26 protein-coding genes and 1 riboswitch are annotated in these 24465 nt (G+C 63.0%); of the genes, 16 read left to right on the top strand and 10 right to left on the bottom strand.

The window, feature by feature from the left end; translation table 11 throughout:
- Positions 1-232: 232 nt before the first annotated feature.
- The 8 genes from AC1D1Y_RS06570 to cynS all read left to right on the top strand — a co-directional run bounded on the left by AC1D1Y_RS06570 (position 233) and on the right by cynS (position 8314).
- Positions 233-793: a hypothetical protein gene (locus AC1D1Y_RS06570; protein WP_477681631.1), complete on the top strand. Its 561-nt coding sequence runs from the start codon at positions 233-235 to the stop codon at positions 791-793.
- Positions 794-864: 71 nt separating this feature from the next.
- Positions 865-2640: a heparinase II/III domain-containing protein gene (locus tag AC1D1Y_RS06565; RefSeq protein ID WP_477681630.1), complete on the top strand. Its 1776-nt coding sequence runs from the start codon at positions 865-867 to the stop codon at positions 2638-2640.
- A gap of 118 nt (positions 2641-2758) precedes the next feature.
- The gene (locus AC1D1Y_RS06560) at positions 2759-3976 is read left to right on the top strand and encodes a sensor histidine kinase (RefSeq protein ID WP_477681690.1); all 1218 of its coding nucleotides are present in this window, start codon (positions 2759-2761) and stop codon (positions 3974-3976) included.
- Complete coding sequence (locus tag AC1D1Y_RS06555; RefSeq protein ID WP_477681629.1) at positions 3973-4638, top strand: response regulator; 666 nt, start codon at positions 3973-3975, stop codon at positions 4636-4638. The genes AC1D1Y_RS06560 and AC1D1Y_RS06555 overlap by 4 nt, the downstream gene beginning before the upstream one ends.
- Positions 4639-4755: 117 nt before the next feature.
- Positions 4756-6114 (top strand): CmpA/NrtA family ABC transporter substrate-binding protein, encoded by a 1359-nt coding sequence (locus tag AC1D1Y_RS06550; protein ID WP_477681628.1) that lies wholly within the window; start codon positions 4756-4758, stop codon positions 6112-6114.
- Complete coding sequence (ntrB, locus tag AC1D1Y_RS06545) at positions 6111-6974, top strand: nitrate ABC transporter permease (protein WP_477681627.1); 864 nt, start codon at positions 6111-6113, stop codon at positions 6972-6974. Before AC1D1Y_RS06550 ends, ntrB begins: the two co-directional genes overlap by 4 nt.
- A 46-nt stretch (positions 6975-7020) precedes the next feature.
- Positions 7021-7818, top strand: coding sequence for an ABC transporter ATP-binding protein (locus AC1D1Y_RS06540; RefSeq protein ID WP_477681626.1), 798 nt, complete (start codon positions 7021-7023; stop codon positions 7816-7818).
- Between the two features lie 52 nt (positions 7819-7870).
- Positions 7871-8314, top strand: coding sequence for a cyanase (gene cynS, locus AC1D1Y_RS06535; RefSeq protein WP_477648254.1), 444 nt, complete (start codon positions 7871-7873; stop codon positions 8312-8314).
- Here the strand turns inward: cynS and AC1D1Y_RS06530 are convergent.
- From AC1D1Y_RS06530 to AC1D1Y_RS06495, 8 genes are all read right to left on the bottom strand, one after another.
- Entirely contained in the window at positions 8308-8754 is a 447-nt protein-coding gene (locus AC1D1Y_RS06530; RefSeq protein ID WP_477681625.1) for a hypothetical protein, read from the bottom strand. The genes cynS and AC1D1Y_RS06530 overlap by 7 nt on opposite strands.
- Positions 8755-9026: 272 nt before the next feature.
- Positions 9027-9410: a DUF1801 domain-containing protein gene (locus tag AC1D1Y_RS06525; protein WP_477681624.1), complete on the bottom strand. Its 384-nt coding sequence runs from the start codon at positions 9408-9410 to the stop codon at positions 9027-9029.
- Positions 9411-9444: 34 nt separating this feature from the next.
- Entirely contained in the window at positions 9445-9939 is a 495-nt protein-coding gene (locus AC1D1Y_RS06520; protein WP_477681623.1) for an HNH endonuclease, read from the bottom strand.
- An 82-nt stretch (positions 9940-10021) separates the two neighbouring features.
- Positions 10022-10540, bottom strand: a complete 519-nt coding sequence (locus AC1D1Y_RS06515) for a hypothetical protein (protein WP_477681622.1) — start codon at positions 10538-10540, stop codon at positions 10022-10024.
- 92 nt (positions 10541-10632) lie between these two features.
- Complete coding sequence (locus tag AC1D1Y_RS06510) at positions 10633-11316, bottom strand: hypothetical protein (protein WP_477681621.1); 684 nt, start codon at positions 11314-11316, stop codon at positions 10633-10635.
- A gap of 107 nt (positions 11317-11423) precedes the next feature.
- Positions 11424-12035 (bottom strand): hypothetical protein, encoded by a 612-nt coding sequence (locus AC1D1Y_RS06505; protein ID WP_477681620.1) that lies wholly within the window; start codon positions 12033-12035, stop codon positions 11424-11426.
- Complete coding sequence (locus AC1D1Y_RS06500; protein ID WP_477681619.1) at positions 12032-12568, bottom strand: hypothetical protein; 537 nt, start codon at positions 12566-12568, stop codon at positions 12032-12034. The genes AC1D1Y_RS06505 and AC1D1Y_RS06500 overlap by 4 nt, the downstream gene beginning before the upstream one ends.
- A 94-nt stretch (positions 12569-12662) precedes the next feature.
- Complete coding sequence (locus AC1D1Y_RS06495; protein ID WP_477681618.1) at positions 12663-13157, bottom strand: hypothetical protein; 495 nt, start codon at positions 13155-13157, stop codon at positions 12663-12665.
- Positions 13158-13264: 107 nt separating this feature from the next.
- Here AC1D1Y_RS06495 and AC1D1Y_RS06490 point away from each other — a divergent pair, with 107 nt between their 5' ends.
- From AC1D1Y_RS06490 to phnD, 8 genes are all read left to right on the top strand, one after another.
- A complete protein-coding gene (locus AC1D1Y_RS06490; RefSeq protein WP_477681617.1) occupies positions 13265-14497 on the top strand; it encodes a CaiB/BaiF CoA transferase family protein in 1233 nt (410 codons plus the stop codon).
- Positions 14498-14553: 56 nt separating this feature from the next.
- Positions 14554-15288 (top strand): alpha/beta fold hydrolase, encoded by a 735-nt coding sequence (locus AC1D1Y_RS06485; RefSeq protein ID WP_477681616.1) that lies wholly within the window; start codon positions 14554-14556, stop codon positions 15286-15288.
- Positions 15285-15767, top strand: coding sequence for a thioredoxin domain-containing protein (locus AC1D1Y_RS06480; protein WP_477681615.1), 483 nt, complete (start codon positions 15285-15287; stop codon positions 15765-15767). Before AC1D1Y_RS06485 ends, AC1D1Y_RS06480 begins: the two co-directional genes overlap by 4 nt.
- A gap of 14 nt (positions 15768-15781) precedes the next feature.
- Complete coding sequence (locus AC1D1Y_RS06475; RefSeq protein WP_477681614.1) at positions 15782-16315, top strand: GrpB family protein; 534 nt, start codon at positions 15782-15784, stop codon at positions 16313-16315.
- Between the two features lie 194 nt (positions 16316-16509).
- Positions 16510-16618, top strand: a riboswitch (glycine riboswitch).
- 92 nt (positions 16619-16710) lie between these two features.
- The gene (locus tag AC1D1Y_RS06470; RefSeq protein WP_477681613.1) at positions 16711-18042 is read left to right on the top strand and encodes a D-amino acid dehydrogenase; all 1332 of its coding nucleotides are present in this window, start codon (positions 16711-16713) and stop codon (positions 18040-18042) included.
- Positions 18043-18112: 70 nt separating this feature from the next.
- Complete coding sequence (locus AC1D1Y_RS06465) at positions 18113-18322, top strand: DUF1737 domain-containing protein (RefSeq protein WP_477681612.1); 210 nt, start codon at positions 18113-18115, stop codon at positions 18320-18322.
- Positions 18319-18846, top strand: a complete 528-nt coding sequence (locus tag AC1D1Y_RS06460) for a DinB family protein (RefSeq protein ID WP_477681611.1) — start codon at positions 18319-18321, stop codon at positions 18844-18846. The genes AC1D1Y_RS06465 and AC1D1Y_RS06460 overlap by 4 nt, the downstream gene beginning before the upstream one ends.
- 215 nt (positions 18847-19061) lie before the next feature.
- Positions 19062-20024 (top strand): phosphate/phosphite/phosphonate ABC transporter substrate-binding protein, encoded by a 963-nt coding sequence (gene phnD / locus AC1D1Y_RS06455; RefSeq protein WP_477681610.1) that lies wholly within the window; start codon positions 19062-19064, stop codon positions 20022-20024.
- 267 nt (positions 20025-20291) lie between these two features.
- Here the strand turns inward: phnD and AC1D1Y_RS06450 are convergent, their stop codons facing one another.
- Together AC1D1Y_RS06450 and AC1D1Y_RS06445 are read right to left on the bottom strand one after the other, a co-directional pair.
- Positions 20292-23057, bottom strand: coding sequence for a DUF6493 family protein (locus AC1D1Y_RS06450; RefSeq protein WP_477681609.1), 2766 nt, complete (start codon positions 23055-23057; stop codon positions 20292-20294).
- The gene (locus AC1D1Y_RS06445; RefSeq protein ID WP_477681608.1) at positions 23044-24444 is read right to left on the bottom strand and encodes an SWIM zinc finger family protein; all 1401 of its coding nucleotides are present in this window, start codon (positions 24442-24444) and stop codon (positions 23044-23046) included. Before AC1D1Y_RS06445 ends, AC1D1Y_RS06450 begins: the two co-directional genes overlap by 14 nt.
- Positions 24445-24465: the final 21 nt, after the last annotated feature.

Genomic DNA, 24465 nt, shown 5'->3' with positions numbered 1-24465 from the left:
TTTACAGGGATTCCCGCCTGGAGGCGGCGTTTTGCACCGCTTTGGCGCGCAAAAAGCATCCGGCCTTGCACCAAGCTGGGCACCTTGCTTGCTCATGCCTGGCATATGCCCAGAACCCCTATCGAAGAAGTTCAGGACTTCGCGCCATGATGCGGGCCCGCCATCGCGGCCGTCCGGACAGAGCCCTGGCTTGGTAAGCTTGGTCATGGTCAATTTCAAAACACACGCATTCATGGCGGCCATGCTGCTATGCGCTGCAAGCCCTGTCTGGGCTTTGGAGCTGCAAAATCAGAACTTTAGCGACGATGAAATTTTCTCGGCTGTCGTCAACCGGTTCAAGAAGCCGCTTCAACATCGGTTCAACCCTGCCGCTACGGGCGATCGAAAACCTTTGCTGGTGCTGGGCCCGGCACTGAAGTTCGGTAAAAAAATCCAATCCCAGACATTTACCCACCTGACGCAGCAGGAGCTGGTTGAGCAGCAACAGGCGGTTTTTATCCTGATAGAAAATTCAGGGCGGGATGCCGAGCGAAACACACTCTATGTGGACTACGACATTCCGAGCAACGCGTCTTATGGCGTGCTGAAGGTTTACCCCAAAGATGGCGTGCTGGTGGCTGAAAGCCATGACAGCTACCGGTCCTCCTCGGGGGCCAGGGCCACTTACGGCAAGCTGTACAAGGGTGTGGCTTGCCGGGACAACACGGAAATGGCGTACCGCTGGAATTACTACACACGCAATGGCTCAGGCGGGCGTTGCCCTGAAACGATGTTCACTGAATTCACGGACTAGCAAGCAACCCCGCTACTCGGGACTGCAGGACAAAAACGATGCCTTTCAGCCGCCGTGATTTTCTTGCAGCGATGCTTCCAGCCACCGCCCAGTTGACGGGCTGCGCAAGCATGCAGGCGGCGACCGAATCGTCCCAGACAGTTCAGGTCCGCCCAACGCTGCTTGCCAGCGAAAGCGATTGGTCTTCCCTGCCTGATCGATGCAAAGCGGACCCCGATCTTGACCGTTTCACCGCGGCACTGCTGGCACGCGCCCGCAGTGACATCGCCCTGCCTTCGCTGGAGCACAAACCCAAGGGCGGCCACCCTCTCGGTGTCTCGCGCGAGTTCATTCGCCGAAGCCTGCAGTGGGCTTTCGCTTACCGGGTGACGGGGGAGCGGGTTTTTCTGGACCGCGCCCGGCAGGAAATGCTCGCCGTCGCCGCATTCAGTGACTGGCTTCCGGATATCTACCTGCAGCTCGCCGAGATCACCACGGGCATGGCCATTTCCTACAGCTGGCTTTTGAATGACCTGTCGGACTATGACCGTGCCGCCCTGCGCGCCGCGATTGTCGACAAGGGCATTGCCCAGGCGCGCAACGGCCACATCACGTTCAGGTCCACCAACAACTGGAACCAGGTTTGCATAGGCGGTATGGTCCTCGGCGCGCTGGCCGTTGAGGAAGATGAACCCGCACTTGCAGCCGATCTGCTCGCCGCGGCGCGCCAGGGCGTCTTTATCGGGCTCAATGCCTACCGCCCGGATGGGGTCTACCCGGAGGGGCCGGCCTACTGGAGCTACGGAAGCAGCTATACGGTGCTGCTGGCCGCCGCACTGCGCGGCAACAAGGACGGCAACACGGACCGCAATTGGGGCTTGCTGGATGCGCCCGGATTCAAGCGCAGTGCCCAGTTCTATGCCCACACCATCGGCCCGTCCGGGAAGTATTTCAATTTTGCCGACAGCACCGAGGACCAGGGCCTGCCATGCGCCATCGTCTACCTGGCCCGTGAACTGGACCAGCCCGCGTTGTTGACGGCCAAGCGCCGGATGATCCGCAAAGGGCAGGGCCTGTCTGACCTCTTCGCGCCTCTCTCGGTGTTGTGGTGGCCCACACAAACAAGGGAAAATACCGCGCCGACAAATTTCTCGGGCCAGGGGGCGCAGCCGCTCGCCATCTGGCGTTCATCATGGTCCGATCCGGACGCATGGTGGTTTGCCATCAAGGCGGGCGGCGCGGCGCACAGCCATGCGCACATGGATGCAGGCAGTTTTGTGCTCGACCTGGATGGCCTGCGATGGGCCAAGGACCTGGGCGCGCAGGACTACAGCAGTCTGGAATCACGCGGCATAGACCTGTGGAACATGAAAGGGGATTCGTCACGCTGGCGGGTCTTCAGGCTGTCGGCCCAGGCGCACAACACACTGACGCTGGACGGCCAGGTACACAGCGCGCGTGGCATGGCCACGCTGCGCATGGTGGCCGAACGCGAGGCCTTGATAGACCTGACGTCCGCGCTTTTACCGGGCCAGGTCACGCGGGCCACCCGCCGCGCCCGTTTCCTGGATGATGGGGTGCAACTCGACGACGAGCTTCTCGGAGCCGGCCCTGGCAGCACAGTCCGGTGGGCGATGACCACCGAGGCGGAGGTCAGGCTGGAGGGCACGACCGCGTTTCTGACACAAAAGGGCAAGCGCCTGGCCGTGCGGTTTGAAGGCAAGGCCATCCAGCTGGCTGTGCTCGACATTTCCGCGCCCCGCCAGGATTTCGACCAGCCCAATCCCAACGTTCGCCAGCTGGTGGTGTCTGGAAAGCCCGGGGCCGACGGCAGCTGGAAACTCGGGGTCCGCTTTTCGCGGGGCTAGGTTTCCGCACCGCTTTGGCGCGCTTCGCGGGCGTGGGCCCGCACCAAGCTGGGCACGCGGCTTGCTAATGCAGTGCATGTTTGAAGACATCGCCATCCCGGTCATGCCCGTCACGCCGATGACGCCGCCGCCTGCCGCCCCCGCGCCCACTCACCTGCCGGGCGCCGGCCAGGCCGTCTGGCGCGACCGGCTGTCGCAGCTGCTGGAATCCACCGGCGAAGGCATTTTCGGCATCGACATGGACGGCTGCTGCACCTTCATCAACCGGGCCGGCGCCGAGCAGTTGGGTTATGAAGCGGAGCAGGTGCTGGGCCGCAACATGCACGAACTGGCGCACCACTCGCATGCCGGCGGCGCGCACTACCCCGAGCAGCTGTGCCCCATCTTCAACGCCTTCCGCAAGGCCCTGCCCTGCCGCATCGACAGCGAACTGTTCTGGCGCAAAAACGGCAGCGCCTTCGCGGTCGAGTATTCCTCCTACCCCATCGTCGAAGGCGGCGTAGTGCAGGGCGCGGTGGTCACCTTTGTCGACATCTCGGCGCGCCGCCAGGCCGAGGATGCGCTGCGCCAGGCCCATGCGGTGCTGGAGCAGCGCGTCAGCGAACGCACGCACGCGCTCTCGGAAGCGCTGCAGCACCTGCGCGAACTCACGGCCTACACCCACAGCGTGCGCGAGGAGGAGCGCACCCGCATCGCGCGCGAGGTGCACGACGAGCTCGGCAGCCTGCTGGTGGCCCTCAAGATGGACGTGGGCTGGCTGGACAAGCGCCTGGGCGAGCAGCAGCAGCGCGAACCCGAAGCGGCCCAGGCCATGCGCGACACCATGCGCCACAAATGCCAGAACATGGGCCGGCTGATCGAAAGCGCCGTCGACAACGTGGGCCGCATCATCACCGACCTGCGCCCCAGCATCCTGGACCACCAGGGACTCTGGGCCGCGCTCGACTGGCAGGCGCACGAGTTCGTGCAGTCGGCCGAGCTGGCGCTGGACTGGCAGATGGACGTGGCCGGCGCCGCGCCCCTGCCCGAGCCGGGGTCCATCGCCATCTTCCGCATCTTCCAGGAGATGCTCAGCAACGTCGGCCGCCACGCCGCCGCCAGCGAAGTCGCCATACACATACACGCCGACGCGGCCGGCATCAGCATCGCGGTGCAGGACAACGGCCGCGGCGCCGAAGCCGCCGCCTTTGAAGCCGCCGACGCCTATGGCGTGATGGGCATGCGCGAGCGCGCGCGGCATCTGGGCGGCAGCCTGGAGATCAGCAGCGAACCCGGCCGCGGCTCGCTTTTCCACCTGCGCATCGCGCTGCCGGCCGCAGCCGCCACCCCACCATGAATATGCTCAAGATATTGATCGGCGACGACCACCGCATCGTGCGCGAGGGCCTGAAGCAGGTGCTGGCCGACGCCCCTGAAATCGAGGTCGTGGCCGAGGCTGAAACCGGCCCCGACGTCCTGCTGCGCGTCGAAGCCCTCGGCGGCGAGAAGGGCCTGGACGCGGTGCTGCTGGACATCGCCCTGCCCGACCGCGACGGCCTGGACGTGCTGCAGGCCCTCAGGAAACAATGGCCGCGCCTGCCGGTGCTGATGCTCAGCACCTATCCCGAAAAACAATACGCCGTGCGCTGCATCAAGCTGGGCGCGGCCGGCTACCTGAACAAAAGCGCCAACCCCGACGACATGATCGCGGCGGTGCGCAAGGTGGCCGGCGGCGGTATTTATGTGTCGGCGATTGCCGCCGAGGCCCTGGCCAGCGCCATGGGCGGCAGCGCGGCCGGCAGCGGCAGCGGCGGCACAGAATCGCTGTCGCACCGCGAGCACCAGGTGTTCCGCCTGCTCACGGCCGGCAAGTCCGTGGGCGAAATTGGTGCGCAGCTGGGCCTGGCAGCCAACACCGTGAGCACCTACCGCGCGCGCATCCTCGAAAAAACCGGCACCCGCAACGACGTGGAACTCGCGCTGTATGCCGAGCGCCACGCCAAAACGCCGGATTTGTAGGGCTGGCCCTACAGCGCTTAGGGCGGGGCCCGGCGATTTGCAGCGGCGATGCCGCAAACTGCGCCCACAGGCCCGCCCCTTGCATGGAAACCTGCATCTTTGCCAAAGGGGTTTGCCATGTCCAACCGTTTCGATGCCTATGATGCCGACCGTCCGCTGATGCTGCGCTGCGCCTGCGGCGAAAACCACGCGCCCGGCGAACACGGCAGCGCCGCCGCCGACCCGCAGGAACTCTCGCACGGCTTTATGGAAGCCAGCCTGGTGAAAGCGCTGTTTCCGGTCGACAGCGTACGCCGCGGCTTTCTGCGCGCGGTGGGCGCCAGCACGGCGCGCGCCGCGATTGCTTCGGTGCTGCCGCTGGGCGCGCTGCAGGCCATGGCGCAGGAGCGCAAGTCGCTGGAGAAAAAGGACCTCAAGATAGGCTTCATCGCCATCACCTGCGCCAGCCCGCTGATCATGGCCGACCCGCTGGGCTTCTACAAAAAAGAAGGCCTCAACGTGCAGCTCAACAAGACCGCCGGCTGGGCGCTGATACGCGACAAGATGATCAACAAGGAGCATGACGCCTCGCACTTCCTGTCGCCCATGCCGCTGGCCATGACCATGGGCCTGGGCTCCAACCAGGTCAACATGAACGTCGCCAGCATCCAGAACACCAACGGCCAGGCCATCACGCTGCACGTCAAGCACAAGAACAACCGCGACCCGAAAAACTGGAAGGGCTTCAAGTTCGCGATTCCGTTTGAATACAGCATGCACAACTTTTTGTTGCGCTATTACCTCGCCGAGAACGGCCTGAACCCCGACACCGACGTGCAGCTGCGTGTGGTGCCGCCGCCCGAGATGGTGGCCAACCTGCGCGCCGGCAATATCGACGGCTTCCTGGGCCCGGACCCTTTCAACCAGCGCGCGGTGTATGACGAAGTCGGTTTCATCCACATCCTGTCGAAAGAGATCTGGGACGGCCACCCCTGCTGCGCCTTCGGTGTCAGCGACGAGTTCATCAAGCAGAACCCCAACACCTTCGCCGCGCTGTACCGCGCGGTGCTGGGCGCCTCCTTTATGGCCAGCCAGCCCAAGGACCGCGACCTGATTGCCAAGGTCATCGCGCCCACGCAGTACCTGAACCAGCCCGAGGCCGTGCTGCAGCAGGTGCTGACCGGCAAGTTCGCCGACGGCCTGGGCAATATCCGCAACGTGCCCGACCGCGCCAACTTCGACCCCGTTCCCTGGCAGAGCATGGCGGTGTGGATGCTCACGCAGATGAAGCGCTGGGGTTATGTGAAGGGCGAGGTCAATTACAAACAGATCGCCGAGAAGGTCTTCATGTTGACCGACGCCAAGAAGCAGATGGCGCTGGCCGGCTTCAAGCCGCCCGAAGGTGCGTACAAGAAGTTCAAGGTCATGGGCAAAGAGTTTGACCCGGCCAAACCCGAAGACTACGTGAAAAGCTTCACCATCAACAAGCTCTCATGAAGTCCCTGAACCTCAAGGCGGGCCTGGTCTCGCTGCTGATCTTCCTGGCCTTTCTCGCCATCTGGTACACGGCCACGCTGCCCGCGCCGGGCACGGTCGCGGCCAGCACCGCGGGCCTGAGCGCCGAGCAGATCGAGTACCAGAAGATGATGGGCAAGGACCCCGGCAACACCAAGACCACCGGCTTCCCCACGCTGGGCCAGATGGGCACGGCCATCTGGAAGCAGGTCTCCAACCCGCTCTACGACAACGGCCCCAACGACAAGGGCATCCTGATCCAGCTGGGCCATTCGCTGGCGCGTGTGGGCCTGGGCTTTTTGCTGGCCTGCGCGGTCGCCGTGCCCCTGGGCTTTGTGATCGGCATGTCGCCGCTGCTGCGCCGCGCGTTTGACCCCTTCATCCAGGTGCTCAAGCCGATCTCGCCGCTGGCCTGGATGCCGCTGGCGCTCTACACCATCAAGGACTCGTCGATCTCCGGCATCTTTGTGATCTTTATCTGCTCGGTCTGGCCCATGCTGATCAACACGGCTTTCGGCGTGGCGTCCGTCAAGCGCGAATGGCTTAACGTGGCCAGCACGCTCGAAGTCAGCCCCCTGCGCAAGGCCTTCCAGGTCATCCTGCCTGCGGCCGCGCCCACCATATTGACCGGCATGCGCATCTCCATGGGCATCGCCTGGCTGGTCATCGTGGCCGCCGAGATGCTGGTGGGCGGCACCGGCATTGGCTACTTTGTCTGGAACGAGTGGAACAACCTCTCGCTCACCAACGTGATCTTCGCCATCCTGGTCATAGGCATTGTCGGCATGCTGCTGGACCTGGCGTTTGCGCAGTTGCAGAAAGCCGTGACCTATGTGGAGTGAGCCGATAGCGCGCGCCCCTGTCGCCACGCCAAAGAAAGAACACAACATGCAGCAGGGATTTCTCAAAATCGAGGGCCTCAGCAAAAGCTTCACGCCGGGCCGCCCGGTGTTTGCCGATGTGTCCTTCAGCATCAGCAAGGGCGAGTTCGTCTGCATCATCGGCCACTCGGGCTGCGGCAAGACCACCATCCTCAATGTGCTGGCCGGGCTGGACAGCGCCAGCGCCGGCCACGTGTTTATGGACAACCGCGAAATAGGCGGCCCCAGCCTGGAGCGCGGCGTCGTCTTCCAGAGCCACGCGTTGATGCCCTGGCTCACAGTGCGCAAGAACATCGCCTTCGCCGTGGTCTCGCGCTGGCCCGACTGGACGGCCGCGCAGGTCAACACCCATGTCGAAAAATTCGTCGCCATGGTGGGACTCTCCGCCGCCATCGACAAAAAGCCCTCGCAGCTCTCGGGCGGCATGAAACAGCGCGTCGGCATTGCCCGTGCCTTCGCCATCCAGCCCAAGATGCTGCTATTAGACGAACCCTTCGGCGCGCTCGACGCGCTGACACGCGGCACCATCCAGGACGAACTGATGGCCATCGTGCGCGAGACCCAGCAGACGGTTTTCACGATCACCCATGACGTCGACGAAGCGATTTTGCTGGCCGACCGCATCCTGCTGATGAGCAACGGCACCGACAACGAAGGTATCTACGCACCAGGCCGCATCGCCGAAGAAGTCGTCAACCCGCTGCCCCGGGAGCGCACCCGCGCCGGCCTGCACCACCTGCCCGGTTATTACGAACTGCGCAACCACATCGTCGATTTCCTGGTCACGCGCGCCAAGGCGCATTGATCGACCACTTCATTTCTTTTTTTAAACCACCTCAAACACAGGAGCCAAAACCATGAACCGCAACGACATCACCGAAAAAATCATCACCGTCAAAGTCAGCAAAGGCATCACCTGGGAATCCGTCGCCAAAAAGGTAGGCCTCAGCAAGGAATGGGTCACCGCCGGCTGCCTGGGCCAGATGACCTTCGACGCCAAACAGGCGAAAGTGATCGGCAAGATTTTTGGCTTGACGGCCGAAGAGCAGAAATGGCTGCAGGTCGTGCCCTACAAAGGCTCGCTGCCCACGCCCGTGCCCACAGACCCACTGATCTACCGCTGGTATGAAATCGTCAGCGTCTACGGCACGACCATCAAGGAGCTGATCCACGAAGAGTTCGGCGACGGCATCATGAGCGCGATCGACTTCTCCATGGACATCGTGCGGCAGCCGGACCCCAAGGGCGACCGGGTCAATGTGGTGTTGTCGGGGAAGTTTTTGCCGTATAAGACTTATTGATCCGTCTGCGAAGCCTCGGGGCCGCTTGACGAAGTAAGGAGCGCACGGCTTTCTTTGGTGAATCGGCTTATCGGGCGTAACCGGAGCACGGATATTGCAGCCGCACGATCGTAAGTAGCGAGTACTTGAATCGCACCGTTCATAAGCCGCTCAGTTCGCCAGCCTGAACTAACTTTGGCGGTTTCCAGAAGAGGAGACAGGACTTGTTCGCGGAGTTCCGGCACAGGAGCTACTGCATTCAAAATCGCACAAAGTCCGTCAAGACGTCGCAGGCCGTGGTGCTCGTTGGCAATGATGCCAAGCAGCCTCGAAGTGTGCGCCGCTGCGTTGAGTGGATCAAGCTTTGCCAATAACACCAGAGGCCAGAAAGAAACCGAAGCGACGCGATTCGGTTCATCCTGGCTGTATGCGGCGTCGAGCGCTTCATTCAGCAGAGCCACAGCTCCGTGAAAAGAGCGATTCCTTTCGACAACTGAAGTGATAGCCTGGCATCGATACCATGGATGCTGAATCGTTCGAGCAAGTGCCAGAGCCTCCCTTGCGGAGCCTGAAGCAAGCAGAGCAACGTCTGCGCGTGCCGCGACACCTTGCCCCTCAAGCGAGCCTCGAAACGGTGGGAAGTGATCTGCCGAAGACGGAAATGCGGAACCTGCCACCTATCGCCTAACGTTGGTAATGAGCATTGAGGATTCCAGGGTTTCCGGCGTGAATGCTAAAGCTTGGTGGGATCGCCAAGCGTCTTGTTGAGGCGTATCGCTTCCTTGACGAGGCGGCGCGACAGAGCGGCATTGACCTCATCACCCTCGCGAAACTCTCTCGTCGCCATCTCGTACTTGCCACCGGGTTTTAGCAACGAGTCCATCTCACGAAGACGGTGCCCTCGCCAGAAGCCGAACAGCACACGGTTTTCCTCGGCGCGAATGAGTAGCACCGGTCCGTTCGACATATACACCAGGTGGCCCCACTTGATGAGTTCGTCCGGTGCGGCGCAGTCCAGCACGGTGGCCCGCAGCTGCTCAACCAGGGTACGCTGCCAGCCGGACAGGGCGGCGACATAAGCGTCAGGATTGGCAGCGGGGATGGTCTTCTTCATCATGGCAAATATCGGTCCTGTGTTTGTAGCTTAGACGTCATTCGCGCGTCTCCCTCTCTACCTGACGAATAACCCAAGCAATTGTTGATGGATTAAGTTTTCCCTGACCCCAGTGTGTACTTGCCTGCTTCATATATTGTTCGAGAGCCGCTCGTATCCGAGGCAACAGCGATTCAGGATCCTTCGCTCCGATGAAGGGCTTTTCGCCATAGATGAATTCGTACTCCCGAAATCCCCTGTTGTGCCAATACGTCCCGTAGAAACTCACGGCGTGAGCACGCAGCCAAGTCCACATGAACGCCGGATCCGCGACATTTGGAGCCTCGGAGTGGCACTGGCCGCAAAGTAGGACCAGGTTATGCACCTCCTCAGATCCGCCCAAAGCTCGCGGAATGATGTGGCAACGCTGCAGCTTACGCCCCTGAGCGCATCGCCAGCAAAGTTTTTCAGCCTCCGACCAGTCGACCGACAAACCGCACTCGTCCTCGTGGCGTGACCAATAATCCGCAATCTCGGCGTGTGTGGCTTCCATCACGTCTACCGTTTGTCATGAGCGCCTGGCGACAGCAGGCGAAACCTGATGTCGCATGTCCGCTCGATGGAAGGATCAGGTTTCACTCTGCGCACAGTACTGGCCAGCCATGCTTCGAACGCCACATCTGCTCGCCGAGGCGAAGGAGAACTTCATTGCATTGACAGTCGGCAATGAATCGGCGGAGAGTCACGAAGTGGAATATCCATTCGAAGTCAAAGAGTTCTGGATACTTTGCCAGCGCCAACCCACCCGTGCCAGGATCAGCGAAAGTGTGCTCTCTTGCGCGGGATAGAAGCTTGGAGGCCAAGCCAGAATAGACGCCTCTTGTGTTGAAGTAAGGAGCAAGACTATCCGTGAAGCGGCCTGCTCTTTGTTGAATGTCGTAGTTCCTGACCTTGGCCGTCTGCTTGTCCCTCGCCCGCTGATATGTCGAGCTCCACAGTGGCTGGCGTTGCAACAGGTTGATCGGCGCATTCGTGCTGATGTAGTACCACCCAGGAAGACTAGGAACGCCACTTTCACAATGCCATTGATTGTTGTGCAAATCGATCTGCACGCTCGAATGCGTACTGTCGAGATAGTCCGATAGGTCGTTCATGTGAAACAAGCTACTGACGTTGGTAATGGCCGGGGCATGACACTCGCGGCGACAGCGCCTCATGCCGCTGCAGGCCCGTATCGATTGACCTGTCAGGCTTCACGGGCTGCACGCCTGGCTCTGTTATCGATGGACTGAAGAAGTAGCGCCCACCCGCCCAGGATCAACGCAAAAATGTGCCAGAACCGAAACACCAGGAGAACGTCGTACAGCGACCCTTCGTGACGATTGGCAATTGCGGAATGCAGGGAGACCGACACACGCTCGTTCGCAATTGGCGCGCCAACTTCCAGGACCGTCACAGAAAATGTTGTGAAGCCCCATCCGAGTATTGGCATGGACTTTTCATCGGGCGGCCAAGGGACTTTTTTCGGATCACCGTCATCGACAAAAGGCACGATCTGTCGGCGCCAATGATGCATATCAGCAGGTTGCGCCGGCAAAGCTTCGTACACAGTTCGAACACCACCACCTTCAATCAAGAGCCTGACAGACTCTCCCGGCTCCGGGAAGGACCAGTTGTCCTTCTCCGTGGAGTGCGAGGGAAACTTTCCGAGCTCGTTCCTGAGCTCACCGAACCTCCTGTGAAAGTACATCGACATTGTTGCGCTCTGAGGGGTCAAGCGAAACGCGGTGAATGTGATCTTCGCGCCCGGCGCCAATTGGAGATGAGAAGTCGAGTAAGACGCGAAATACCACATTCCGAGCGTGCCAACGGCCACGGTAGCAATAGCAAGGTACAAGACCAACCATCGGAAGTGAAATTTGTAGGTCATCGGCGGGAAACCTGATGCAATTTAGACCGCAAGAACCTGAGGGATAGCTTTGCACAGCTCATGTGCGTAGAAAGCGAGATTACCTCTCGGAGAGGCCAACCCGCCCGCTACTTCAACGGCGGGCATTGCAAATACCCAAGCACAGCCTCTTTCCAGGAAACTTTGGGATTGAAAGACGGAACCAGCGCTGCCTCGCCGTTCTTTGCTCCCGTCACAGCCCCAAGGCCGTGCTGCACCATGTAGGAAGGGAAGTAGGCCGGGGGGCCGATACGTTCAACTTCCGAGCAATAGCCCGCGCGCTTTGCGTCGTTGCCGAGAATCTGACCCACTTGGGCCTTAAAGGCCGCGACCTTTTCCTTGTTCCCCGACTCGAAAGCAAGCATGGGCAAAATCTTGGCGGCTTGATGTGCTGACTCGTCGGCAACCCTGAGTGTGTCGAATCGCCCATACGCACCGGCCATGGCGTACATGAAGACACCCGGTTCAAAATTCTCCTGCTCAATACAACTGGAAATGCCCCTGTAAAGGTCGACGGGAGTCAGTTTGTTGGTGAGTTTTTCTTTTCCGACACAACCGGGCCCCGCGGCATCAAGGGCATTTGATGCGGGTGCGGGTGCGGATCTCGCGGTGCCGGGTTCCTGGGCGTTGACCTGCAATGCCAGCATTGGCGCAAAAAGCATGACACCTGAAACAGCGAGCCTAAGCAATGTCGTAGTCAAGATGATTCCTTGTATGTGGCTGGCTCTGGGAGAAGACTTCCGGGAGGGCCCGAAGAAGGCTTCGAAAAATATCGTTTAGCCTTCGAAGAGAACGCCAGGGCGTAGGCCCACCACCAAAAAAGGAGTGGAAAGATGATGAGGCGGCCCAGGTTCCCGCCTACCCGCTCGGCATCATTGTCATAGGACGTGGTGTCGGGCCTGAAGATAAGGAAGGCGGCAAAACCGACGATGAGAATCACGCCAAGCCAACGGCTCCATGTGTGCCGGTAATAGAGGCTGTATATGGCCGCGAAGAAGACGGCAATGAGCGCCAGGCGCCACGCCAGGGAGCCGACCAGGAGACCAAAGCTTCGAATTTCGCCCCAGTGCGCGAAGGCTGCTCCGACAAACCGGACAACACCTATGACGAAGAACAGGACAAATACCAGAAGCCAGGCGATCATCAGCCAGACCGCCACCGGTCGGGGGGCGGCTTCACGCAAGAGCGGCATCTCCGTCCTGACCTGCGGGGGTGCGTAGGGGTTGTATTCCATTGGAGATGATCCTGTGGTCTTCTTGCGGCCTGAGGTTTGGCGTTTGGGGATGGCTGGAGTTTAGTGGGGTCACCGAGCCCGTCAGCCGCCAAAATTAACGACCGCCCATGGCGATGACAAGCGCCGCAAGGAAAACGATCACAAACAGGGCAATCAGGGCCCCGACCGCTGCCAGCAAAGGCTTGGACCAGCCACGTCGCGGATAGGCCTTCCCGAATTTCCCCAGGACAAATGCCTGCTGCGACTTGCCAATGGCGTAATACCAGGTGATCAGCAGCGCAAAACCGAACGCTCGTCCAAGTGCGTCCACGCCTTTCGATTCCGGCAAGAAGAATGGAATGATGACAAGAAGCAAGGCACAGACGACGCTTCCAATCATCCAGTTCTTCGATCTCGCGGCTTTTTCCGGCTGCCCGAGCGCCTCCCAGTTGCGCATGTGAAGGTAAGCACCAAAAATCGGGGTAAAGAGCAGGCTCCAGCTGGCGGCGGCATTGGGGTTCCAGAGTGCGGGCGCATGCTCGCCAGTCACCAGTTGGTCGATGTCGGCGACTTGCGCCTGGGGTGGGGCATAAGGGTTTTGTTCAGGCATAGGGATGGTTGTTGTGAAGCCAAGCCTGGGATATTAGGCTATGGTCCCGGGCATCGCCTCCTTCAATCAGAGGAAGCTTACCCAGCGCTGAAGGCAAAATGCCACACATGAACTCTCTATCCGGCATCCGCATCCTCGACCTCTCCCGCGTGCTCGCGGGCCCCTGGTGCACCCAGACCCTGGCCGACCTTGGCGCCGACGTGATCAAGATCGAGCGGCCGGGCACGGGCGACGATACGCGGACCTGGGGGCCGCCTTTCCTGAAGGACACGCAGGGCGCGGACACCGAGGCGGCTTATTACCTGGGCACCAACCGCAACAAGCGCTCGGTGACCTGCGACATTGCCCAGCCCGCCGGCCAGGCGCTGGTGCGGGAGCTGGCGGCGCACTGCGATGTGTTTGTGGAGAACTTCAAGGTCGGCGACATGGCGCGTTATGGGCTGGACTATGCCTCGCTGAAAGCCATCAACCCGCGCCTGGTGTATTGCTCGGTCACGGGCTTTGGCCAGAACGGGCCTTATGCCGACCGCGCGGGTTATGACTATGCGATCCAGGGCATGGGCGGGCTCATGAGTGTGACGGGCGAGCGCGACGACCTGGGCGGCGGGCCACAGAAAGTGGGCGTGGCGGTGGCGGATTTGATGACAGGCATGTATGCGACGGTGGCGATTTTGGCTGCGCTGCGCCATGCCGAGAAAACCGGCGAGGGCCAGCAGGTGGACATGGCGCTGCTGGACACGCAGGTGGCGATGCTGGCCAACCTGGGTGCCAACTACCTGGTCAGCGGCAAGGCGCCGGGTCGGGCGGGCAATGCGCACCAGAACATCGTGCCCTACCAGGTGTTTGAAGTCGCACCGGCCGTTGACGGCAGCAAAGACCATTTGATTTTGGCGGTGGGCAATGACTCGCAGTATGCGAAGTTCTGCGCGGTGGCGAATATCCCAGAGCTGGCGACCAACCCGCTGTTCGCGAAGAACCGCGACCGCGTGCTGAACCGCGGCAAGCTGGTGCCGATATTGGAAGCGGTCATGAAGACGCGCGGCAAGGCCGACTGGCTGGCGGCGCTGGAGGCGGCGAAAGTGCCTTGCGGCGCGATCAACAGCCTGGCTGAGGTGTTTGCCGACCCGCAGATTGAAGCGCGCGGCATGGTGACCGAATGGCATCACCCGGTGAAGGACGACTTGAAGCTGGTCTCCAGCCCGATGCGCCTGAGCGCCACGCCGGTGCGCACCGACCTGCCGCCGCCGCTGCTGGGCCAGCACACCGATGAGGTGCTGCGCGAACTGCTGAACTATTCCGACGCGAAGCTGTCGGAGTTAAAGGGCGGCAAGACAATTTGACGCGGCAAGTCCGCACAAAAACCTGATGCAAATACCTGATTCAAAGAGGTGACGCGATGAAACACAATTTTGTTCTGGTGCACGGTGCCTGGCATGGCGGCTGGTGCTGGCGGCGCGTGGCGCAGGTGCTGCAGCTGGACCACCACAAGGCCTTTGCCGTGACGCTGACGGGCCTCGGTGAGCGGGCGCATTTGCTGTCGCCGGCCATCAACCTTGACACCCACATCAACGACGTGATCAACCTGATCGAGGCCGAGGAGCTGCACGAGGTGACGCTGGCCGTGCATTCCTATGCCGGCATGATAGGAACGGCCGTGGCCGACCGCATGGGCGGGCGCCTCAAGCACCTGGTGTATGTGGATGCCGTGGTGCCGCAGCCGGGCGAAAGCTGGAGCAGCACGCACGACGCGGCCACGCAGCAAAAGCGCATGGCGGGGGCGCAGGCCACGGCCAATTTCAGCTTCCCGCCGCCCGACCCCGAGGTGTTCGGCCTGCAGGGCGCGGACCACGACTGGGTGCAGCGCCGGCAGACGCCGCACCCGGGCAACACCTACCAGGCGCCGCTGGACTTTGACGTGAAGCGCGTGGCGGCCGTGCCGCGCACTTTTGTGAGCTGCACAGCACCGGCGCTGGCGACCATCACGCCCAGCCGGCTGCGCGTGCGCGACCCTGCCTTCTGGGGCGGCGCCTGGCTGCCGAATTCACGGGTGGTGGAGCTGGCCACCGGCCATGACCCCATGGTGACCGAGCCGGCGGCGCTGGCGCACATCCTGCTGGAGTGCGCCGAATGAAGGCAGTGGGCAGGCGCGGTTTTACGGCGGCGCTGGCGGGCAGCCTGGCCTGGCCGCTGCAGGCTCAGGCCAAGGACAGCGCGTTGCCGGTGCCGGCGTCGCTGCCCGCGGCGGCCGGGCTGGCCGCCGCGCGCGGCGAGCCGCTGGTGCTGCTGGTCACCCTGCCCGGCTGCCCTTATTGCGAACTGGTGCGGCGCAATTACCTGCTGCCCGCGCGCAAGGAGACCGGGCTGGAGGCCTGGCAGCTCAACGTCACCGACAGCCACACGCCGCTGACGGGTTTTGACGGCAAGGCCACGACCGCGGCCGCGCAGGCCAAGGCCTGGAAGGCGACTTTCACGCCCACGGTGCTGTTCCTGGGCCCGCAGGGGCAGAAGCTGGCCGAACCGCTGGTGGGCGCGGCGATCCCGGATTTTTACGGAGCCTACCTGGACGAGCGCCTGGTGCTGGCGCGCCGGGCGGTGGTGGCGCTGCGTTAGGGCCTGATAACGCCATGACGGACGCCGGGTCGCTGCAGGCCGCCATCCACGAGGAAGTAGCGCTGCGGGCCTATGATCCAGGCTGGCCCGGCCTGTTCGAGGCGGAGCGCGAACGGCTGCTGTCCCTGTTTGCCGATGGTTTCATCGCCATTGAGCACATAGGCAGCACGGCCGTGCCGGGGCTGGTCGCCAAGCCGGTGATCGACATCCTGGCCGGTGTAGCCTCGATGGCGGCGGCCAGGGCGCTGGTGGGGCCGCTGTGCGCCGAGGGCTACACGGCCTCGGCCGAATTTAATGCCTCGCTGGTCGACCGCCAATGGCTGATGCGCTGGGCCGGCGGGCATCGCACACACCACCTGCATCTGGCGGTGCATGGCGGCGGGCTGTGGGCACAGCGCCTGCGTTTTCGCGATGCGCTGCGGGCGGATGCCGCGCTGGCGGCGCGTTATGCGGTGCTCAAGGCGGAGCTGGCGGCCCGGCACCCGCGTGACCGTGAGGCCTATACCGAAGGCAAGGCCGCGTTTGTGCGTTCGGTGTGTGAAGGCTGAACGCCCGCCCTGCTAGCTACTATTAAGCCGCTGAATCAACCCGCTGGACCTGTACTGGACGCCGGATTCGCGCTTGGCAAATGCGGCTTCGGTGGTAAATTCAAAGCGTTCAAGCAGGAGAGCGCTGCCCCCAAAGGGCGGCCACCGAAGGCGCAAACTTCCATAATCGCTCAGGTCCCGTACTGCCCGGAAACACACAGCCGTCTGGAGAGACGCCGCATGCAAGGTGCGGCGCACCGAAGGAGCAAAGCCGTTGCGAAAGCAGCGGCTGAATCTCTCAGGTACCAAGGACAGTGGAAGCGGCCGCAAGCCTGCGATGGCCTGGCGGTTGCCATGACTCTCTTTTGACTCAAGCCCCCCTCAAGGCATTGCACTTGCGCAACTGCCATTTCTGCTTGAAAAAAGGAATTGCCATGAAAGTCATGGTTTTGGGTGCGGGTGTCACGGGGGTCACGACGGCCTGGTATCTGGCGCAGCGCGGGCATGAGGTCACGGTGGTTGAGCGGCGCGGCGCGGCCGCGATGGAAACCAGCTTTGCCAACGGCGGGCAGATTTCCGTAAGCCACGCGGAGCCCTGGGCCAACCCGGGTGCGCCGCTCAAGGTGCTGCAGTGGCTGGCGCGGGAAGACGCGCCGCTGCTGTTCCGGCTGCGGGCCGATGTGAACCAGTGGCTGTGGGGCCTGGAGTTTTTGCGCAACTGCACGCCGGCGCGCACCGCGCAAAACATCCGGCAGATCGTGAACCTGGGCATGTACAGCCGGGGCGCGCTGCAAAAACTGCGCGCCGAACTGGGCCTGCAGTACGACGCGAAGACCCAAGGCATCCTGCATTTCTATACGAGCCAGGCCGAGTACGACGCGGCGCAGGAGCCGGCGCGCATCATGCGCGAGCACGGCTGTGAACTTGACATGAAAACCGCCGACGAATGTGTGGCGATTGAGCCCGCGCTGGCGCAGTGCCGCGCCAGCATTGTGGGCGGCAGCATGACGCCCAGCGACGAGTCGGGCGACGCCCAGGCTTTTACCGCCGCGCTGGCCGCGCGCTGCGAGCAGGCAGGCGTGAAGTTTCTCTACAACACCAACATCCTGGACGTGCTGGCCAGCGGCGGGCAACTGGACGGCGTGCTGGTCGCCGGGGGCCACGGCGAGGCGGGCGGGCGCGTCGAGATGCTGAAGGCCGACGCCTATGTGATGTGCCTGGGCGCTTTCAGCGCGCCGTGGGCGAAGCGGCTGGGAAAGAGCCTGCGCATCTACCCGGCCAAGGGTTATTCGGTGACGCTGCCGGTGATCAACGAGGCGGCTTCCTACCAGGTGAGCCTGACGGACGACGAGTACAAGCTGGTGTTCTCGCGCTTCGGCAATCGCCTGCGCATCGCGGGCACGGCGGAACTCAATGGCTACAACACCGAGCTGAACCTGGTGCGCTGCAACGCCATCGTGCGCCGCGTAAAGCAGCTCTTCCCGGAGATGACGGACGGCGAAGGCGCGCAGTTCTGGACCGGGCTGCGGCCGGCGACGCCCAGCAACGTACCTTACATCGGCAAGAGCAAAACCTCCAATCTCTTCCTCAACACGGGCCACGGCACGCTGGGCTGGACGCATGCCTGCGGCTCGGGCGCGGCGATTGCCGACATCGTGAGCGGGCGTATGCCTGAGGTGGACTTTGCTTTTACCGGCATGCAATCGCCGGGCCGCCCTATGGCCCTGCCGGGCATGGCGAAGGCCTGAGGGCGGGCGCCCATGCAGCGTTTGAACGGACACGGTAATATCGCCCTCCGTTCATTCGCCACCTGTCGCCATGACCTCACCCGCCACCACGCCTCCCGACGGTCTTCCCGCCTACCGCCTCCTCACGGGCCCGGATGACGCGAGTTTCTGCCACCGGGTCAGTGAGATGCTGGCGCTGGGTTATGCACTTTACGGCTCGCCGGCGGCGACCTTCAATGGCGAAAGGGTGATCGTGGCGCAGGCGCTGCTGTGGCCTTCGGTTCGGAGCGACAAACCATGAGCGCTCCCTTGAATACCGCTACCCTGCAGGCGATGGCGGACTTCCCGAACCAGCTCGAGCAGTTTTACGCGGCCATTCCCGAAAGCCACAGCGACTGGACGCCTTCGTCGTGGGAGGGCATCCCGAGCGAGACTTTTTCGGCGCTGGGCCAGGTCTGCCATGTCAGGGACATCGAGATCGACGGCTACCATGTGCGGCTCCAGCGCACGCTTACCGAGACGAACCCGGTGCTGGCATCGCTGGATGGCTATGAGCTTGAGAAGGAGCGCCATTACGCAGCAGCCGACGCGCGGGAAGCCCTGGCGGCGTTCCGGGCGGCCCGCCTCAAAACGATGGCGATGCTGTCGGCTGTCACGCCGCTGCAGCTGGACCGCAGGGCGGAATTCGAAGGCTACGGCGCGCTGACCTTGCGCAGCCTGGTGCACTACCTGTGCAGCCACGACCAGCAGCACCTGGCCGGCCTGCAGTGGCTGCTCGGCAAGATTGACGCGTCCCGCGCGGCGAGCGCCGGGCGAAATTTGTAACACCGGCCCTATCAGGAAAAGGGCTTTTCGCGCTACCTTGGTGCGCCCTTTTTCGGCGAAAAAACCACGGATCGCCCGGGGTATTCCCGCTTTATGTCCCTTCAGCGTCAGTCGGCTTGTAAGTAAAAGTTAACTTGGGCGCACACTGCTTGTACGGCTTCGTGGCCGTGCTGTCCGCGGTTGCGGTTCAAGCAATAACTTTTGGGATGAACGACATGATGACGGTTTATTGGCGTAATGCGGCGGTGCTGGCAGGCACAGCCCTGGCTCTGGGTTCCACCGTGGCGCAGACCGAGAACCCGCGCCCCCCCAAAACAAAAGCTGCCGCCGCGCCGGCAGCCGAAAAGTTTTCAGGCCCGCGCGAAAAAATGGTGGTGGCCATGCCCAAAACCTACGGCAAGACCGAAACCATGGCCTTGTGGGGCGACTACTTCAGCCACCTGTCGCGCTGCGCCAATGTGGAGCTGCAGAACGCCCAGGGCGATTCGCTGGAGCGCACCAGCAACGTGGACATCCTGGGCGAGAAGGAGCTGATCGAGGCCCTTTCGACCGGCAAGGCCCAGATCGGGCAAGTGAACCCCGGCCTGGCCGCGCAGATGGTGACCGCCGGGCAGGCTGCGCCCTTCGCGGTGCCGGGCAACAAGGCGACGGGCCAGCGCAATTCCTACAAGCTGATCCTGATCACGCGCATCGACAGCCCGTACCGGGAACCCAAGGACCTGGTGGGCAAAAAGATCGCGCACACCACGCCGACCTCCAATTCGGGCAACCTGGCGCCGCGCGCGCTGTTCCCGGCCCTGGGCCTGACGCCGGACAAGGACTACGAAGTGGTTTTCTCCAACGGCCATGAGCGCTCGGTGACGGGCGTGATGCACGGCTTCTACCCCGCCGCGGCGGTGGCCAGCGATTTGTACCAGCGCATGGTCGTGAAGGGCGACGTCAAGGGATCGAGCATACGCACGATCTGGGAAAGCCCGCCTTTCATGACGGAAACCTGGACCATGAACAAAGAGGTGTCGCCGGAGCTGCAAGCCCGGGTCAAGAAGTGCTCGTTCAGCTACAGCTTCTCGCCCACGCTGAAGAAGCAGCTGCCCGGCAACGACACTTTCTTGCCGATCAATTTCGACCGCGACTTCGCGACGGTGATGCAGGTCTACCGCTCCACTCAAAAGAAGTAAAAGGCCCCCACGGTCGCTCACTTCGTGTAGCTCCCTGCCCCCCGAGGGGGCCGCTGCGCCTGCGGCCCGGCAAAGCCGGTTCCGCGGCCCCTGCTGGGTTAAAGAGCCCACCTTAACCGTCGCGCCCAGTTCCGCACCAGTTGGGGCCGCGGGACTGGCTTTGCCAGACCGCAGGCGCCGTCCCCTTGAGGGGAGAACAAGCTACACGCAGTGAGCTTGGACAGGGGTGTACCAATTACATGAGCCTGGACGGGGGTGTACCAATGTTTAGCTCAGGATTTCTTTTACGGCGAGTTTGCTTTTGCCGCTCAGGCGCATGGCCTGCAGTGCCGTACGCGTGGTGGCCGGCAAAGCCAGGCCCTGCGCCAGCTTAAGTTCCAGCAACAGCTCCAGTAGTGGCGACAGGTCTTTGCGCGGTGCGTCGGGCTGCACCTCTGCCATGGCGCACAGCAGCGCGAACACGGCGGCGGGCATGGCGGCCTGGGCCTGCGCGGCGGCTGCCAGACTCTTTCCCAGACGCGGGCCTTTGACCAGCGGCGCGGCCCACAAGCGCGCCAAAGTCTTGCCCATGGCCGTCACGTTCAGACGCCCGTCTTGCACGCTGCGCGCCAACGCGTCTACCGCCAGCGCCGTCTGTCCCGGCTCTTTGCCGGCCAGGCCCACAGCCAGCAGCAGGCATGCCATCGGCGTCATGGGCGTGGTGGGCTGCAGCAGTACGTCCAGGTAGGCGCGGTTTTGCCACTCCGCTTCCCACCAATCCATATTGTTGCCCAAGGCACGTGCGCCTTCCGCAAAGAATGGTTCCAGGTTGGCGGGCTGCAGGCTGGCGGCAAAGCGAATGGTCGATGCGTCGAGTTCGGTTTGCCAGCGCTCGTGCGTCAGGTGTTTGGCACACAGGGCAATACCGTAGTGGTGCTGATCTGCCGGCCGCAGCTCGGGCATACAGGTGACATACAGGGTGTGGAACACGTAGCCGGCTTCGCTGGGCTCACTGCTGCTGACATGCCAGTCCAGTTGCGCGGCGGCGGGGCCATTGGGTCCCACGCTGCCGAACGCTGCGAGCGTGAGCGCATCGTCCGTGCCGGGCGAGCGTGTGCGGGCGGCGGCCACGAACAACGTTTGCGCAACGGCATCATGCGGCACGATCACTGTGTCCCCCAGCGCATAGCGCAGGGCTTGCACCACAGGCTGATCCTTCAGCGAACGCGCCTGTTGCAACGCTTCGCGGGCGGCGTCCGGGTCCATGCTGGCGGGCACCAGGCGCATCAATGCAAACACCGGCTCGGACAGAGGCAAGGCCGTGCCCGCCTGCTGGCAGGCCGCGAGGCGTGCCACCAGCTGCCTGGGGTCTATGAAGCCCCCACGGTGTGTGGGTGCTGAAAGAGGTGCCAGGCCCAGGCCGGCAGCCGCTTGCGCCATCAGGCTGAGCGTGCGCTGGGCAATGAAGCGATGTGTGCCGGCCTTGAGGCCAGACTCGGCCGCCCCCGCCGAGGCCATTGGCTCTGTGGCAATGGCCTCGCCGCCCAATGCGCAGGCCATGAGCTGGGCCAGCGCAAAGCCCAGTGGCTTGTTATCCCATTCCAGGCGCCTGGCGCGCTTCTTCAAAGCCAGGAACGCAGCCTGGTCTGCTGCGGGTATCGGGGCCAGGCGCACCAACGCTTCCGCCACGCGCTCCCACTCGTCCACATCGGCCGGGTTTTCCAGCGCGTAGGCCAGGCGCTCGACCAGGTCGGCCACGTGTAACAGGGGTTGCAATGCGCGGCTGGCATCAAGCGGCGAGAGCCTGGCAGGCGCCGAAGGCAATGAAGGGGCGGATAAACCGTCGCCTGCCGGTGCGCTCGTGGTTGTCGTGACAGCGGCTCCCGCACTGCCCACCAGCTTGCCCAGCGCGGCCTGGTTGACGGCCGCCACAAACGGCAGGTAGCCTCGCGCCACTTCCTGGCCTGCAGCGTCCAGTCCCCAGTTTTGCAAACAAGCGATGGTCTTTTTTTGCACGTCCGGCGCCGTGTGAGCCAGGGCGTGCGCGGCCATGGCGCTGATGCTCGCGGCACGCGCGGGCGTGTTCTTCACCACCTGGCCCAACAGCTCCAGCCCCGACAGCACGCGGCCCTTGATTGCGGAGGTCACCACGGGCTGCAGGGCCTCACAAACCTGCGCGTCGTCTATATGGCCGTCCTTGTACAAGCGTGGAAGGGCATCCATGGCCAGGCCCACGGTGGGCGCAATGCGGCTATGGCACAGCGCCAGGTAGCGAGGGGCAAAGACGGCCATTTCGTCCACGGTGGGGGCGAGGCTCTCGTGGAAGCGCGAGAACCAGCCGGACTTGAACTGCGGCCAGTCGCAGGCCAGGGCGCCCAAGGTTTTATCCAGTAACTGGGTCCGTGTATAGACGCCGCGTTCGCACAGGGTCAGGAAGGTCTGGGTCCAGGTCAACAGCGGGTCGTGGCAATATTTTTCAACGGCTGCAAAGCTGCCATCCGATGTGCCCTCATGGTCAAACAATTGCAGCAGATACGGGGCCAAGCCCGGGTCTGCGTCCACATGCTTGAGGACAATGTTGGACTCGGCCCGCAAGTCCCCAAAAAAGAGCGCTTGCACGTACTCATCGGTTTGCGGCCGCTCGATCAGCCCGGCGACGATGGCGCGGTGAACATGGCGCCGGTAGTGCCAGTTGTGCTCGCCGCGCAGTTGCTTCTCAATGGGCTGGCTTGACGGCGCGGGCTTGTAGCGTCGCCTGAAGGCCGCAATGTCCTGCACGCCGATGTGCATCCAGTAGTCTGCCGGTGGATGCTCGGAGGAGCACAGGAAACGGGCCAGGTCAATGGCGCGAAACAAGCGGTTGGCCTGATGCTTGTCCAAGGCCTTGAGCATGCGCCAGCGCGCGTGCACCAGCCGCTCCACCACCCGCAGGTTGACGGCACGTTCGGCGGGGTCCATGGCATCGATCAGGTCCATCACTCCGGTGATGTCGCCGGCCAATATGCGAACTTCGAGCGGCGAATCGCGGGCGGGCTGTGGATCAGTTTCTGGCATCGTTCTGTGGGGACTCGGAAGGGTTCAAGTTCAGCGCGGCCTGCGCGGCCAACACGTGTTTGCACGGGCCGCGTTCACCCTGGTGCCTGGCGAACCAGGGACAGGTGCAGCGCATCAGGCCGTCCACCTCTCGCACGCGGTAGCTCACGTCGGCGCTGCGCACAAGAGCTTCCAGCGGTGCGGCGGACACCAGATGCACCGCCCCCTCACGCAGGAGCGCGCGGGCGTCGGCCAAGCGGGGTGACATGTCTTCCAGGAGGCTCAAGTCAAAGGGCAACACCCGGTGAAAGTAGGCACTGTGCGCCAGGTCAAACCCAACCAGGCCTGCCACGCCCAGCACTTGCAAGGCGTTGTCCACATCGGACACCGGCCATTGCAATTGCTCGGCCAGTGCGCCCGGACGCAAGGCATCTTGCCAGTTGAGTTGCGCACGCACTGCGGAGACGGGACGGCGCTCATCCGCCAGCGCGAGCGCGTGCAGCGCCTGGCCCTCCCCCGAGAACCCTCGCCAGACCTCGGCGCTGAGCACCAGCGTCAGCCGCATGTTTCCAAAGTCCAGGCACCAGGCGTTGGCCTGCTGTTGGGCGTCGGCGTACAAAGTCAAGGTTTTGGCCTTGGGTAACAGGCTTTCCAGCACACGCAAGCGGGTGCTGTCGGTAAAGCGCACACCGGCGCCACCACCCTGCGTGGTGGTTCGCAAGCCTTGCGGGCCGGCCGTCACCCAGAGCGGTGTCTTACTGGTGGAGGCTTTGGGCAGGCCGCGCAAAAAACGCAAGGCAGGGATGGCGTCCACTTCAAACACCTTGTGCATGGCGGCCTGATATGCCTGCACGGCCACCATGCTGCGCAACCAGCGCAGGGGCAGCTCCACTTTTTTCTCCGTCACCGAGGCGCCCGCCGTGCGCAGCGCGAACTCGGTGCTGCCGACCGACAGCGCCAAGCCATCGGCATCCCGTACCTTGGCCAGCGCGGCGCGCATGGGAGCGTTGAAGTCGATATTGGTCGTTCCCCTGCCGACGACGTCTCCTGCATAGGCCTGCGGCTCCAGGTCCACCCGTATGTAAGTGCTGCAACAGGCCGAGAAACCTTCCAGGCGCAACATGCCGCCGCCGGATGTGACCACGGGATCGGCCAGCGCAATCGCCAGGCCCACGCTGTTGGCCGGCGTGAAAAAGCGTGAGCCCACCAGCAGGTGCACAGCGCTGAGCAACTGCGCGGCCAGTTGGGGCTGGTGCAGCACGCCGTCAAAGAAATGAGGGTGGGGGCTTGTGCCAGGGGACGAGGTGGCCAGCCTGATGTGCGCCCCCCTGGAAAAGTCCAGTGACGAAGGTTCGGCGTAGCGGTAGGTATGGGCGAAGTGGGCCATGGAGAGGAATGGTAATGTCATATCCAAGTGGGAGCCGCGGGA

It is taken from the genome of Polaromonas sp. P1_G1, assembly GCF_056405595.1.
Note: the sequence above shows the minus strand (reverse complement) of the source record. Positions and strands in the feature narration are given on the sequence as shown.

Bases quoted from the DNA above. Each gene is read 5' to 3' on its own strand.
- AC1D1Y_RS06465 (WP_477681612.1), top strand. From the start codon at position 18,113: ATGACCTCACCCGCCACCACGCCTCCCGACGGTCTTCCCGCCTACCGC.
- AC1D1Y_RS06550 (WP_477681628.1), top strand. From the start codon at position 4,756: ATGTCCAACCGTTTCGATGCCTATGATGCCGACCGTCCGCTGATGCTG.
- AC1D1Y_RS06565 (WP_477681630.1), top strand. From the start codon at position 865: ATGCTTCCAGCCACCGCCCAGTTGACGGGCTGCGCAAGCATGCAGGCG.
- AC1D1Y_RS06570 (WP_477681631.1), top strand. From the start codon at position 233: ATGGCGGCCATGCTGCTATGCGCTGCAAGCCCTGTCTGGGCTTTGGAG.
- AC1D1Y_RS06445 (WP_477681608.1), bottom strand. From the start codon at position 24,444: ATGACATTACCATTCCTCTCCATGGCCCACTTCGCCCATACCTACCGC.
- AC1D1Y_RS06510 (WP_477681621.1), bottom strand. From the start codon at position 11,316: ATGACCTACAAATTTCACTTCCGATGGTTGGTCTTGTACCTTGCTATT.
- AC1D1Y_RS06450 (WP_477681609.1), bottom strand. From the start codon at position 23,057: ATGCCAGAAACTGATCCACAGCCCGCCCGCGATTCGCCGCTCGAAGTT.
- AC1D1Y_RS06460 (WP_477681611.1), top strand. From the start codon at position 18,319: ATGAGCGCTCCCTTGAATACCGCTACCCTGCAGGCGATGGCGGACTTC.
- AC1D1Y_RS06500 (WP_477681619.1), bottom strand. From the start codon at position 12,568: ATGGAATACAACCCCTACGCACCCCCGCAGGTCAGGACGGAGATGCCG.
- phnD (WP_477681610.1), top strand. From the start codon at position 19,062: ATGATGACGGTTTATTGGCGTAATGCGGCGGTGCTGGCAGGCACAGCC.
- ntrB (WP_477681627.1), top strand. From the start codon at position 6,111: ATGAAGTCCCTGAACCTCAAGGCGGGCCTGGTCTCGCTGCTGATCTTC.
- AC1D1Y_RS06525 (WP_477681624.1), bottom strand. From the start codon at position 9,410: ATGATGAAGAAGACCATCCCCGCTGCCAATCCTGACGCTTATGTCGCC.
- AC1D1Y_RS06540 (WP_477681626.1), top strand. From the start codon at position 7,021: ATGCAGCAGGGATTTCTCAAAATCGAGGGCCTCAGCAAAAGCTTCACG.
- AC1D1Y_RS06515 (WP_477681622.1), bottom strand. From the start codon at position 10,540: ATGAACGACCTATCGGACTATCTCGACAGTACGCATTCGAGCGTGCAG.
- AC1D1Y_RS06520 (WP_477681623.1), bottom strand. From the start codon at position 9,939: ATGGAAGCCACACACGCCGAGATTGCGGATTATTGGTCACGCCACGAG.
- AC1D1Y_RS06475 (WP_477681614.1), top strand. From the start codon at position 15,782: ATGACGGACGCCGGGTCGCTGCAGGCCGCCATCCACGAGGAAGTAGCG.
- AC1D1Y_RS06560 (WP_477681690.1), top strand. From the start codon at position 2,759: ATGACGCCGCCGCCTGCCGCCCCCGCGCCCACTCACCTGCCGGGCGCC.
- AC1D1Y_RS06555 (WP_477681629.1), top strand. From the start codon at position 3,973: ATGAATATGCTCAAGATATTGATCGGCGACGACCACCGCATCGTGCGC.
- AC1D1Y_RS06495 (WP_477681618.1), bottom strand. From the start codon at position 13,157: ATGCCTGAACAAAACCCTTATGCCCCACCCCAGGCGCAAGTCGCCGAC.
- AC1D1Y_RS06490 (WP_477681617.1), top strand. From the start codon at position 13,265: ATGAACTCTCTATCCGGCATCCGCATCCTCGACCTCTCCCGCGTGCTC.
- AC1D1Y_RS06485 (WP_477681616.1), top strand. From the start codon at position 14,554: ATGAAACACAATTTTGTTCTGGTGCACGGTGCCTGGCATGGCGGCTGG.
- cynS (WP_477648254.1), top strand. From the start codon at position 7,871: ATGAACCGCAACGACATCACCGAAAAAATCATCACCGTCAAAGTCAGC.
- AC1D1Y_RS06480 (WP_477681615.1), top strand. From the start codon at position 15,285: ATGAAGGCAGTGGGCAGGCGCGGTTTTACGGCGGCGCTGGCGGGCAGC.